Here is a 13,142-nt window from a genome sequence, read left to right as displayed (position 1 = left end):
GTCCCGCGACAATTGCACCGCAAAGACCGAAACGAATCGAGCCGGTTACTTGCCCCCAAGATAGGAACACTGCCCCAGTCTCTCTTGCAACCCGTCACGCGCCAATTCCTCGGCGGTCAGCCAGGTAAGACCTCGGCTTTGGGCCTTGGGCAGTGCCAGCAGGTTTTCCATGACCGACTGTTGTTGCTCGTCAAAGCGACCATGACAAAGCACCCGGCCCTCACCCACCTCGTAGAGTTTGTAGGCAAAGGTCACTGCCGCTGGCTGCTTGACACCGTAATCGCCGCCTACCCGTTCATTGTATCGGCTCAGCGTGGTTTCCAGGATGGCATTGCAGCCTTGCTGAGCGGCAATTCGCCGAGCAGCCTCGAGTTTATTGACCGCCCCTTCGTTGCTCCCCGGCCGGGACTGTTCGGTAACAAAACGAACACCAGGCTTACCTGCCAGCACCTCCTTCAACAGGCCATTTATCACCTGACTGCCGTCTCTCAGCGACTTTTCATCGGCCGCTGACGCAGCATCCTCAAAATCAACGGCGGACCGCACCGGCATTACGGCAATACCGGAGACGGCGACCATGGGCCCCTTAGCGGCGGGAATCAACTCGTCTTTCTGAGCACACCCCGCAGCAACAATGAGACAACACACCGCCAATCCCATTTTCAATTGTGTTATTGCCGTCACCCTGTTTCTCCTCTTTCGATTGTTTAATGGTATATAGCCGGCCTGATCAGTAGACCCCGCAGAATAGCCGAACCTATCGAACAAATGTATAGTAAATGTATATTACAAGACGCCTTTTGAAGAGAGCTGCCCGTTCATTTGGGGATGCAACCCAGTAGCCGTAGCCAGAGCCTGCCCTAGTGCCTTAAAAACCGCTTCTAAAATATGATGGCCATTTTCTCCCTGGAGCAGATCGACATGTAAGGTCAATCCAGCGTGGTGCACCAAAGCGCGAAGAAATTCCTTGGCTAGGGAAACGTCGAACGTGCCGACTTTGCTTTCCTTCACCGCCACCTGATAGTGGAGAAAAGGCCGGTTGGAAAAGTCGACGCAGACCCGTGCCAGGGTTTCATCCATAGGTACATAGGCGTGGCCGTATCGGCAAATGCCAGATTTATCACCCAGCGCCAAAGCAAAAGCCTGGCCCAGACAAATGCCCAGATCTTCCACGGTGTGATGGTCGTCAACTTCAACATCGCCTTGAGCTGCTATATCAAGGTCAAAAAAACCGTGGACTGCGAACAGAGTCAGCATATGATCCATGAAACCGACACCGGTGCGGATGGTTGCCTTCCCGCTTCCATCAAGGAAAAGAGCAAGCTGAATGTCGGTCTCTTTGGTTTTCCTCTGTAGGGATGCCTCGCGGGCGGCGATTCCTGCCATTGATCCATACCTCATTGGCCGCTTGGCCGCATTGACGAGTTTCAAAACTGTTAAAATCGAGCAGTCGGTCCTCGCCCAGACGGGAAGTGGCCGAGTTTGACTACCCTACTTATCTCAAGCCAGGGGATAATGGGCCTCCCCGCGAAGAGTCTTCCGCTCTGAGACACCCAAGGCACATGACGCCAAGGCTCAAAGAATCCCAGAAGAATAAACGAGTTAAATCGCATACTATTCCTCTTTTCCAGGATTGGCAACAGTTCTCCGCCCCCAGACTATGGTTTTCTTGCTCTTTCCGGGCGAGATTTTGTTTGCCGAGATAATTTTTAGTTGACACAGGTTGGCCACACTTGTTATGTTCATTGGCTGTTACGGAAAATAAAGAGCGGGAATAACTCAGTGGTAGAGTGCAACCTTGCCAAGGTTGAAGTCGCGAGTTCGAATCTCGTTTCCCGCTCCAAAAAGAGACTCCAGGTTCGAACCTCTGTTCGGACCTTTTTATTTAAAGTGTTGAGGCGAAGAGAATGAAAACCTATTACACGCCGGTAAATGAAATTGATCGCAAATGGTTTGTAGCCGACGCTGACGGCAAGGTTCTTGGACGTATCGCCACGGAAATTGCTCATCGTTTGCGCGGCAAACATAAACCGACCTTTTGCAACTTCCAAGACAACGGCGACTTTGTCATCGTGGTCAATGCGGAAAAAATTCACCTCACCGGCAATAAGTGGGATGACAAGATATATCACCACCATACCGGATACCCTGGCGGCATCAAATCCCAGACCGCCCGCGAAATTCAGACGAAAAAACCGGAAGAACTGATCCGTATGGCGGTTCGGGGCATGCTACCGAAGAATAAGATCGGCCGGGCTCAGCTGAAAAAATTGAAAGTATACGCCGGTAAGGATCATCCCCATCAGGCACAGCAACCTGAAAATCTTGAGATTTGATTACGGAGTATTTTGATATGACCCAAGAACAAACATACGCTACCGGCAGACGAAAAACAGCAATCGCCAGGGTCTGGATCAGCCCAGGCAGCGGCAATCTCGCTGTCAATAAAATGCCTTTGGGTGAGTACTTCGGCAATATATTTTTCGAGCCGAAGGTTGCAAAACCCTTTGCAGTGACCGAAACCATCGATAAGTTTGATGTTCAAGCCACAGTGAAGGGTGGAGGAAAATCTGCCCAGATCGATGCGTTAGTCCATGGCATTGCCCGCGCACTGCAGGAATTAGACCCGGAAATGCGTTTACCGTTGAAAAGAGCCGGCCTCTTGACCCGTGATCAGCGAGCCAAAGAACGGAAAAAATACGGGCAACGCGGCGCCCGCGCCCGCTTCCAGTTCTCCAAGCGTTAATCGCGCGGTTATCGGAGCTGATCGTTCCGATTTTATTTCTGCATTTATGCTTGTCCAGGGAATAACGGTTACGTTATTCCCTTTTTTTTTACCAGCCCATCCTGTTCAAACGATGTCGAGTGAGGAATTTCATCATGGTGCATGTCGGTATTGTTGGCGCCTCCGGATATACCGGGGTTGAGTTGGCCCGGCTTCTGGCCGGTCATCCGGAAGTTCGTCTCACCGTTGCCACTTCACGGCAGTATGCCGGTAAAGCACTTGCCGAGGTATTCCCCAATCTGCGCAAGCGAGTGGACATCCTTTGCGAAAACTTATCGGTGGAAGAACTCGTCCACCGGGCAGACTTTTTTTTCACTGCCGTACCCCACAAAACAGCCATGGATATAGTTCCCAGGTTGCTGGCTTCCGGGAAGAAAGTGGTCGATCTGAGCGCCGATTATCGGCTCCATGACCCCGCAGTTTACGAAACCTGGTATCAGGAACATACCAGCCCTGAACTGCTCGACGAGGCAGCGTATGGCCTCCCCGAACTCTATCGCGACCGGATCGCAACCGCCAGACTGACCGCCAACCCCGGTTGCTATCCGACCTCCGTCATTCTCGCCTTAGCACCCTTGCTGCGCAAGGGACTTATCGACCCCGCCACCTTGATCATCGACTCGAAGTCCGGGACATCAGGTGCCGGTCGGGCCGCCAATGTGGGAACGCTGTTTTGTGAAGTCAGCGACGGCTTCAAACCATACAAAGTAGGAGGAACCCATCGCCACATCCCGGAGATTGAGCAGGAACTCTCTGTGGCCGCAGGCGAGCCCATCACCGTCACTTTCACCCCTCATCTCCTGCCCATCTCCCGCGGAATACTGAGCACCATCTATGCCTCGCTCACCAGTGAGGGAAAAACCGCCGATCTGCAAGCCCTGTACGAACAAACCTATGATAACGAACCCTTTGTTCGCGTTCTGCCGGCTGGAGTCCCTCCTGCAACCCAGCATGTCCGCGGTTCCAACTGCTGTGATCTTTCCCTCCAAAAAGATATACGCACAGGACGAGTGATCGTCATGTCGGCCATCGACAACATTGTCAAAGGAGCTTCCGGTCAGGCGGTGCAGAATATGAATCTCATGAACGGTTACCCTGAAACCTTGGGGTTGATGGGTGCGCCGTTCTTCCCCTGATGCCACGCAATGTCCGGCTGCTGATCGCCTACGATGGCGGCAGCTACCACGGCTGGCAGCGGCAAAACCAAGGTGAATCGACCATCCAAGAAGAACTGGAAAAAAGGCTGACGCACCTCTGTAACGAGCCCATCACCCTGCATAGTGCCGGCCGCACCGATACCGGTGTCCACGCCCTCGGCATGGTCGCCCATTTTCACACCACGGCGACCGTTCCAGTGGCAACTTTTTTCATGGGACTCAATTCGATGCTCCCTAAAGATATCCGCATCCTTGGAGCCGAAGAGGCCGCTCCAAATTTCCATAGCCGTTACAGTGCCCTGGCCAAAACCTATCGCTATGATTTTTTTTCCGGCCCCCTACAACTGCCCTCCAGCCGCCTATACAGGGCGCATTGCCCTGGCCCTTTTGCACCGGAACGATTGCGGGCTACCTTAGATCTTCTCGTGGGCACCCATGATTTTTCGAGCTTCGAGCGCTCCGGCTCTCGCGACAAAAATGCAACTGCTGGCCGCGGTGCAGTCCGCACGCTCTCCCATGTCAGTTGTTTTCCCCTTTTAGCTTGCGACGACTGCTGGTCGATTCGCGTAACCGGGGATGGCTTTCTTCGCCAAATGGTCCGTATTCTTGCCGGCACCTTAATTGAAATTGGTCAGGGAAAACGGTCGCCTGAAAAACTGATAGATATTCTTGAAGCTAGAGATCGCGCCACAGCTGGCCCCACCGCGCCTGCCTGCGGTCTGTTTCTCGAAAAAATCTACTACCATCCGCCCATTTTCTGCCTATAAGGCCCCTGCTATGTTCAGAATCGACTGCCCACTCATCCTTGCCTCGGCCTCACCTAGGCGAAAGGAATATCTCACTCGGCTTGGCTTGACATATCAGGTTATTCCGGCCTCCATTGACGAGACCCCCGAACCCGGAGAATCACCCCCGCAATTTGCCCGGCGGATGGCGGCCACCAAGGCCCGACAGGTCGCGAAGACTCTTCACGACGCCTGTGTCATCGGCGCGGATACGGTCGTTGCCCTCGACCAAAACATCTTCGGCAAACCCCGGGACCAACAGGAAGCCATGGCCATGCTGACCGTTCTCCAAGGTAGAACGCATGAAGTAACCACCGGGTTTGCCATCGTCTCAAGTAACCGGAACATTGAAGAGGTGGACGCCGTCACTACTCAGGTCACCTTCGGTAACTTTGCAGAGGCCACCCTCCAGGCCTACATTGACTCCGGGGAACCTATGGACAAGGCCGGGGCCTATGGCATCCAGGGAATCGGAAGCTTTCTTGTTCAATCCCTTGCAGGTTCGTGCAGCAATGTGGTCGGGTTACCGGTTTATGCTCTTGTTCAATCTCTCCTGAAGCATGGCCTCCTCAAAACCATCTGATCTCCACTCGACTACTTTTGCATTCCCAAAAAAATCTCCGTAACAAATAGGCCGTAACGCTGCCAGCATGAAGCCTGAAAATTTCACCAGCCTTGACTTCTTGAAAAACAATATGATATTCTTCGACAAACTCTAAACATGTGCTCCCCTGTCCTCTCGTTTTCATCCTGGAAAAAAGCATGCCGTACCTGTTCAACAAATATTATCCCGTCCGTAAACTTTTTTTCTTTCTGGGCGAAGGGTTTCTGATCTTTGCAAGTGTTCTCGGCATTCTCTTACTCTTTTCCAGTTGGAAATTATTTTTAGCCGTCCCCTCTGAATTTATGCTCAGAGCCCTCAGCGTGACCTTTGTTTTTCAACTGTCCCTGTATTTCTACGACCTCTATGACCTTCGCAAACCTGGGACAACCACGGAGACATTCGTCCGCATGATGCAAGCCTTTGGTGTTGGCTGCATTTTCTTGGCACTTCTATACAGCCTGTTCCCTTCCATTATCATCTCCACGACGGTGTTTTGGGGCTGTTACCTCATTATCTGCCTCACCCTGCTGACCTGGCGGTCGCTTTACTATCTGATTCTGGAAAAAAAAATGTTTGCCCGGAAGGTCATCCTTGTCGGTACGGGTGAAACTGCGGAACGGATCGTCCTTGAAGTTGGGAGCAACCAGGAATCAGGTTTTACCATAGGAGCGCTGATCGGAAAGAGTCCCCCAGCGTTTAACCATCTTGGCATTCCTGTTTTTTCCGGACTCGCCGAACTTGGCCACGACCAGCATCTATCCAGGATTGAGCGTATAGTCGTGGCTCTTGACGACCGACGGGGGGCCATGCCCATTACCGAATTACTTAATCACAAGTTAAAGGGCGCAATAATCGAAGACGGGATCTCCTTTTACGAGGCCATAACCGGTAAAATCCTTGTCGAGAAGGTCAACCCTGCTTGGCTGATCTTTTCCGAGGGATTTGATTACGGCAGAATGACCTACCTTATTAAACGGCTCATTGATCTCTCCCTCGCTCTTCTGGGCCTTACCCTGAGCCTGCCGGTTGCTCTCCTCACAGCTCTTCTCATTAAAATTGAATCCCCGGGTCCTGTTTTCTACAGGCAGGAACGGGTTGGTGAACGAGGAGAACTTTTCTCCATTTTAAAATTTCGTTCCATGTGCCAAGATGCCGAAAAAAACGGGGCGGTCTGGGCAAGCAAGAACGATGCGCGGGTGACCCGAGTTGGCGGGTTTATCCGGAAAGTTCGCGTTGATGAAATCCCCCAGATGTGGAATGTTATCCTTGGACAAATGAGTTTTGTCGGCCCACGTCCGGAACGGCCCATTTTCGTCGAGCAATTGGTGGGCAAACTGCCCTACTACTCGCTCCGGCACGCGGCCAAACCTGGCATCACCGGATGGGCGCAAGTTTGTTACCCGTACGGTGCATCGGAGGAAGATGCCCTGCGAAAACTCGAATATGATTTGTATTATATTAAGCACCAATCTTTCTTTCTCGACATGCTGATCATTTTCCGAACAATTAAGACGGTTCTTTTTCAAAAAGGTTCACGGTAATGACGAAACAATCATGAGCCCTCTCCCTCCTTCCCCAGCTTCGGAGCAAAGCAGTCTTCTCCTTGATTTTCCAGTCAGATTATACACAGCTATACGAACCATGCGGCTCTATCCCGCCTCTAACCCGCAGGTGCAGCGCAGCAATGATTTTGTTTTAAAGGCCTTCAGGGCATTGTTGGAGAGCGATGCGGACGATTCGGTTAACCTGGCCTTTTCCGATAGGAAAATTATTGTCTGCGGCGAACATCTTCCCGAGAAAGATCAGACTCGTCCGCAGATCCAGGGCCTGATTACCCTTTTTAGCCGCCTGAAAATCCACTCCTTCACCTTTCATCCGAACTTCTCTTTTGAGGACTGCGGTGCATTCATCCAAACCCTCTCCGCCCTCCTGGGAGAAAAGGACATTACGGAATCCATGTCCACCCTTCTGGACAAGGCTGGCATCACTTCCGTCTCGGTTGACACCAAGCGTTATGTCGCGATCCGCGAAGGTGAGCAGGTAATCCGCGAAGATTTGATTGGCTCCGGCCTCAATATCAGCGATGAGGAATTGGCAAACTTTGTGCTCGGCAAGACCGAAAATGATCCTTTACAAAGCGTCTCGCCTGAACTGGTCCAGGAACTGATCAACCGTTTGCCCCAAGCAAATGGACCTCACAGGCACCCAGAGGAAGTGAGCAAGAGTGTTATTGAATTCCTGCACAACCTCAGCAAGGAAACCGATTTCAAAAAACACCACGATGAAATAGAAAAATCGGCTCAGGCCCTCTCCGGTCTCGACCCCTCTCTTCTTGCCAAATTGGTTGCGACCCTACCGACGTCTCCAGCTGCCGACGCCATGCTCGGATCGACCCTGCATCAATTGTCCCCTCAGCAGTTGAATACCCTGATCGCCAATCTGGTTACGGAGCAAACCCTGGCAACAGCCCCTGGTAGAGCTCAGAATCAGACGAGTGCAAGTAACGTGCTCAACCGGTTAGGGACTTTGGAAAAGGAGCGAGAGCCAGAGATAAAGACGGCTATCGCCCAGAATATCGATGCCCGGCAAATGCTGCTCAATCCCGACACCACCCTGGCCCAGCTGCCCGAGCATCTTCTCCAGCGACTCAAGCAACCCGAGTGGTCAGCCCCAGTGCTCGCCACCGCCGCCCAGCAGGTTGCCGATCCCCAGATCCAGGCCGGCGGTCAGGTCGACTTTGCCGCCTTCAACCGCATGCTCGGCCACTACGAACAGCTCCTTAGTAAGGAACAGCAGACCCAGGTGGCCCGCCAAGCCGGGGCCCAGTTGGCTTCCATGGAAGGGCTGGCGCTGGGCAACATCCTGGCCCAGAAATTCAAGGGCCTCTTCGGCGAACAGTTGTACAGCCAGGTGATCGGCCAGGTCTCCGACGAACTCCTTGATGAAACCGTCGAGCACCTCACTCCCAAGCAGCTCAATCGGATGATCGCCACCCTCACCAGCGACATCCCTCTGCAGATCGGCAAGGATAAGGATCCCAACTTCAAACCCGCCGACGATAGTGTCCTCAAACGGTTGGCCCAGACCAAGAAAGGGCCCGAGATCACCAAAGTTATCGCCCAGAATATCGATGCCCGGCAAATGCTGCTCAATCCCGACACCACCCTGGCCCAGCTGCCCGAGCATCTTCTCCAGCGACTCAAGCAACCCGAGTGGTCAGCCCCAGTGCTCGCCACCGCCGCCCAGCAGGTTGCCGATCCCCAGATCCAGGCCGGCGGTCAGGTCGACTTTGCCGCCTTCAACCGCATGCTCGGCCACTACGAACAGCTCCTTAGTAAGGAACAGCAGACCCAGGTGGCCCGCCAAGCCGGGGCCCAGTTGGCTTCCATGGAAGGGCTGGCGCTGGGCAACATCCTGGCCCAGAAATTCAAGGGCCTCTTCGGCGAACAGTTGTACAGCCAGGTGATCGGCCAGGTCTCCGACGAACTCCTTGATGAAACCGTCGAGCACCTCACTCCCAAGCAGCTCAATCGGATGATCGCCACCCTCACCAGCGACATCCCTCTGCAGATCGGCAAGGATAAGGATCCCAACTTCAAACCCGCCGACGATAGTGTCCTCAAACGGTTGGCCCAGACCAAGAAAGGGCCCGAGATCACCAAAGTTATCGCCCAGAATATCGATGCCCGGCAAATGCTGCTCAATCCCGACACCACCCTGGCCCAGCTGCCCGAGCATCTTCTCCAGCGACTCAAGCAACCCGAGTGGTCAGCCCCAGTGCTCGCCACCGCCGCCCAGCAGGTTGCCGATCCCCAGATCCAGGCCGGCGGTCAGGTCGACTTTGCCGCCTTCAACCGCATGCTCGGCCACTACGAACAGCTCCTTAGTAAGGAACAGCAGACCCAGGTGGCCCGCCAAGCCGGGGCCCAGTTGGCTTCCATGGAAGGGCTGGCGCTGGGCAACATCCTGGCCCAGAAATTCAAGGGCCTCTTCGGCGAACAGTTGTACAGCCAGGTGATCGGCCAGGTCTCCGACGAACTCCTTGATGAAACCGTCGAGCACCTCACTCCCAAGCAGCTCAATCGGATGATCGCCACCCTCACCAGCGACATCCCTCTGCAGATCGGCAAGGATAAGGATCCCAACTTCAAACCCGCCGACGATAGTGTCCTCAAACGGTTGGCCCAGACCAAGAAAGGGCCCGAGATCACCAAAGTTATCGCCCAGAATATCGATGCCCGGCAAATGCTGCTCAATCCCGACACCACCCTGGCCCAGCTGCCCGAGCATCTTCTCCAGCGACTCAAGCAACCCGAGTGGTCAGCCCCAGTGCTCGCCACCGCCGCCCAGCAGGTTGCCGATCCCCAGATCCAGGCCGGCGGTCAGGTCGACTTTGCCGCCTTCAACCGCATGCTCGGCCACTACGAACAGCTCCTTAGTAAGGAACAGCAGACCCAGGTGGCCCGCCAAGCCGGGGCCCAGTTGGCTTCCATGGAAGGGCTGGCGCTGGGCAACATCCTGGCCCAGAAATTCAAGGGCCTCTTCGGCGAACAGTTGTACAGCCAGGTGATCGGCCAGGTCTCCGACGAACTCCTTGATGAAACCGTCGAGCACCTCACTCCCAAGCAGCTCAATCGGATGATCGCCACCCTCACCAGCGACATCCCTCTGCAGATCGGCAAGGATAAGGATCCCAACTTCAAACCCGCCGACGATAGTGTCCTCAAACGGTTGGCCCAGACCAAGAAAGGGCCCGAGATCACCAAAGTTATCGCCCAGAATATCGATGCCCGGCTTCTTCAAGCTCCCCTGGAGAAATTGTCCAGCCTGCCGGACCAGCTCATCAGGCGTCTTCAGCAAACAGCATGGTCGACGCCTGTTCTCGTCTCTGCCGCCCAGCAATCAACGGATCCGTCCAATCTTTCCAGCGACTGGTCGGACCCCTCCTCGTTTGAACGCATGCTGGACAGGTACGACACCCTGCTTGACAAAGAGCAACAGTTGCAGGTAGCGACCCAAGTCGCGTCTCAATTGGCCACCTTTGATGAAAAAGAGCTTGGCCTCCTCCTTGTGCGGAAATACAAAAGTCTGTTCGGCGAACAACTGTATCGCCAGGTCATCAGCCAGCTCTCCGAGGAAAAGCTGGCAAAGCTGGTCAATCAATTCCAGGCTCTTGCCGAAGGACGTAATGCTCCGCAGCAAAAAAACATCAAGGACAACGATATCGAAGAGGCCTACAAACGGTTGCAGCAAACCGTCCGCGGAGAAAAGATGCGGGCCATAGTTGAAATGCACCACCAACATAAGAAACAGCGGGAGGAACAACGACAAAAAACAATGCAAAGCAGTCTGGACAATCTCCTCCGGGGTGATCTCAAGGATCTTGAAAAGCACGAAGTTCACCAGGCCCTGCCGGAAACCGTCAGAAATCTGCTCTTTGAAAACAAGGGGGAAACGGTGGACAATCTTCTCATGCAATTAGCCGCTGCCCTGCAACACGGCACCCCCTCCATTCGAACAACCGCATTCCAGACTATGGCTGCCATTGGCGAGCAACTCGCGCAGATCGGCCAGTGGGAACGACTCGAAAAACTCCTCCCCGCACTGAAACAAGGATTACAATTACAAGGCATCAACGAGCTGGCCGTGCAGCAAACCATGACAGCCATCGGCGGGCTGACCGGCTCTTACCTCACTGAAGAAAAATATCCCCTGGCCGGTGAAACCGCACATGCCCTGCGGACTTTTACTCTGCTCGATACCGCTACCGACACGACCAATCCCCTGGTCAGGCAGCATGCCCTTGAAACCTTGAAGAATCTCTGTTCGAAGCCTGTGCTGGAACAGTTGATGAACCTTTATCTCCATTCCGAAGTCCACCAGGAAGCGGCAGGCAAATTATTGGTCGAGCTGGGCCCCGAGTCGGCTAAGTTTCAGTTGCACCAACTCATGAACAATGAAAGCCGATTCGAACGAAAACGGCTCCTGGCACTGATTAAACAAACTGGCAACCCGGCGCTCTCCATTCTCTTGGAACAACTGCACAAAGACTCGCCCTGGTTTGTCGTCCGCAACATCATCCGTCTACTCGGCGAAATCGGCAATCCGGACCTTTTCACGACAATCAAGCCTTTTATCAACCACCCGGACCTGCGAGTTCAGCAAGAAGTCATCAACACCTCCACCAAAATCGGTGGAGAGCATCTCAAGGATTTCCTGCTCCAGGCCCTGCAAACCATTGACGATTCCTTGAAGATTAGGCTGATCAATCATATTGCCACCAACCATGACGAACGTTTTGTCCGCCCCTTAACCGATCTGCTCGAAGGCACCAAACCCTTTCTCGGCAAAAACAAGAACGACCTGCAATTGGCCCTCTGTAAAACACTGGGCTCCATCGGTTCCAGACGAGCCACTGCCTCATTAAGCCGGGTGGCGCAGAGCAAGAATGTCCTCGGACTCGCGGGATACAGCGAAGAAGTCCGGCGGGCCGCAGGTATAGCCCTGGACCAGATACGAGAAGCATCAATAAGCCAAAAGGGCCAGGATGAGGATGAAGACTACGGTACAGGTGCATCAGGAGAACACACTACGCCATCAGCAGCGGGCAGTTCCCAAGATTCGATCGAATCCAGGGAGGAGGTTATTTTTCGTTTGGCTGCTCAAGGGAACCGTGATCAAGCCAAACAGCAGCTGGTCGATCTGATTGCGGCTACCGCCCATGCTGGAGATTTCAAGAATGCGGAACGCCTCAGAGAACGAATCTACGAAATTGACAGCTTGGCTTTAGGCGACATTATCCGCTCAGGCGAAATTATTGAGCAGGAAAAAAAGGGCACGATGAAGGAAGAAGACTTTGAAATCTGGTCGGATCTGACCGATCGGCTCAGCTCGCAAGAGTTCGAGACCATCTACCATGCATTCAGCGAACACCGGTACAAACCGGAAGAAACCATCGTCACCCAAGGCGATAAAAATGATGCTCTCTTTTTCATTACCCAGGGGAGCCTCAAGGTTTCACATCGGGCCGGCCCACGGGAGCTGTTCATAACCAGCCTCAACCGCGGACAAATTGCCGGAGAAAATTTCTTTGCGCCCTCCTTCTGGACAGTGACCCTGACCTCGCTCACCCCCTCCAGAATTCATATTCTCCCGCAAGCGGCCCTCAGCGACTGGCAGAAACAGTTTCCTGAATTGCGGACAACGCTCTATGAATACTACCTTTCCGGCAACACCATCCACTCCATGCTTGAGAAAAAAGGCCTGGAGCGACGTCAGGGGCAGCGATTCAACCTCTCGCGTAAGATCCAGGTCCAGCCGATCAACAATCTCGACAACCCGATCGGCCGTGGATTTCGTGCTGAGACCGCTGACATTTCTCTAGGTGGCCTGTCCTTTCTCATCCGCATTTCCCGCCAGGAAAACGCCCGTCTATTACTCGGCAGGCGAATGCAGGTCGTATTGCCGGTCGGCGGCAAGACGCAACACCTGCACCTGAAAGGTTTGGTCATCGGCATTCAGCCTGTTCATATCCAGGAAAACGACTTTTCCGTCCATTTCAAATTCGACCACCCTTTAGAACAACAAGGGCTACAATCCATCCTAGGCTGATTTTTTTTTCACATTCGGCTGTTCTTTCTGTGGATGCCTCTTTGCCTGGCAGCCGCTCGTTCCCGGTGCTGAGAACTGTTCACCGTCTCAATGCCCGCAGCAGGCCTTTTCGTCCTTCGCGGAACGCGAACTGCGCCGAAAACACGTTACGAAGCATCGGCCGTACCGAAAGGCACTCTCAAAGAGGTCAAGAATTCATC

9 protein-coding genes and 1 tRNA gene are annotated in these 13,142 nt (G+C 53.8%); 8 read left to right on the top strand and 2 right to left on the bottom strand.

The genetic code is table 11. From position 1 onward, the window contains the following. Positions 1-45 precede the first annotated feature (45 nt). The gene (locus ACHZCX_RS16790) at positions 46-684 is read right to left on the bottom strand and encodes a hypothetical protein (protein WP_319588347.1); all 639 of its coding nucleotides are present in this window, start codon (positions 682-684) and stop codon (positions 46-48) included. A gap of 102 nt (positions 685-786) precedes the next feature. Beyond that, a complete protein-coding gene (gene hisB, locus ACHZCX_RS16785) occupies positions 787-1,386 on the bottom strand; it encodes an imidazoleglycerol-phosphate dehydratase HisB (RefSeq protein ID WP_324292492.1) in 600 nt (199 codons plus the stop codon). Positions 1,387-1,768: 382 nt separating this feature from the next. Between hisB and ACHZCX_RS16780 the strand changes: the two genes are divergently transcribed. The 8 genes from ACHZCX_RS16780 to ACHZCX_RS16745 all read left to right on the top strand — a co-directional run bounded on the left by ACHZCX_RS16780 (position 1,769) and on the right by ACHZCX_RS16745 (position 12,942). Beyond that, positions 1,769-1,843, top strand: a tRNA-Gly gene (locus ACHZCX_RS16780). A gap of 64 nt (positions 1,844-1,907) precedes the next feature. Continuing rightward, positions 1,908-2,336, top strand: coding sequence for a 50S ribosomal protein L13 (gene rplM / locus ACHZCX_RS16775; protein ID WP_319588346.1), 429 nt, complete (start codon positions 1,908-1,910; stop codon positions 2,334-2,336). A 17-nt stretch (positions 2,337-2,353) separates the two neighbouring features. Continuing rightward, positions 2,354-2,746: a 30S ribosomal protein S9 gene (gene rpsI / locus ACHZCX_RS16770; protein WP_319588345.1), complete on the top strand. Its 393-nt coding sequence runs from the start codon at positions 2,354-2,356 to the stop codon at positions 2,744-2,746. A 134-nt stretch (positions 2,747-2,880) separates the two neighbouring features. Beyond that, positions 2,881-3,921 carry an N-acetyl-gamma-glutamyl-phosphate reductase gene (argC, locus tag ACHZCX_RS16765; RefSeq protein ID WP_319588344.1) on the top strand — a complete coding sequence of 347 codons (1,041 nt, stop codon included), beginning with the start codon at positions 2,881-2,883 and terminating at the stop codon, positions 3,919-3,921. Then, entirely contained in the window at positions 3,921-4,709 is a 789-nt protein-coding gene (gene truA, locus ACHZCX_RS16760) for a tRNA pseudouridine(38-40) synthase TruA (protein ID WP_319588343.1), read from the top strand. Before argC ends, truA begins: the two co-directional genes overlap by 1 nt. 10 nt (positions 4,710-4,719) lie before the next feature. Continuing rightward, positions 4,720-5,310, top strand: a complete 591-nt coding sequence (locus tag ACHZCX_RS16755; RefSeq protein WP_319588342.1) for a Maf family protein — start codon at positions 4,720-4,722, stop codon at positions 5,308-5,310. Positions 5,311-5,489: 179 nt separating this feature from the next. Beyond that, complete coding sequence (locus ACHZCX_RS16750; protein WP_319588341.1) at positions 5,490-6,872, top strand: TIGR03013 family XrtA/PEP-CTERM system glycosyltransferase; 1,383 nt, start codon at positions 5,490-5,492, stop codon at positions 6,870-6,872. 100 nt (positions 6,873-6,972) lie between these two features. Beyond that, positions 6,973-12,942 carry a HEAT repeat domain-containing protein gene (locus ACHZCX_RS16745; protein ID WP_394708802.1) on the top strand — a complete coding sequence of 1,990 codons (5,970 nt, stop codon included), beginning with the start codon at positions 6,973-6,975 and terminating at the stop codon, positions 12,940-12,942. The last annotated feature ends 200 nt before the right edge of the window (positions 12,943-13,142 follow it).

Origin of the sequence: uncultured Desulfobulbus sp. (assembly GCF_963662935.2) — a bacterium.
Classification (GTDB): domain Bacteria; phylum Desulfobacterota; class Desulfobulbia; order Desulfobulbales; family Desulfobulbaceae; genus Desulfobulbus.
Note: the sequence above shows the minus strand (reverse complement) of the source record. Positions and strands in the feature narration are given on the sequence as shown.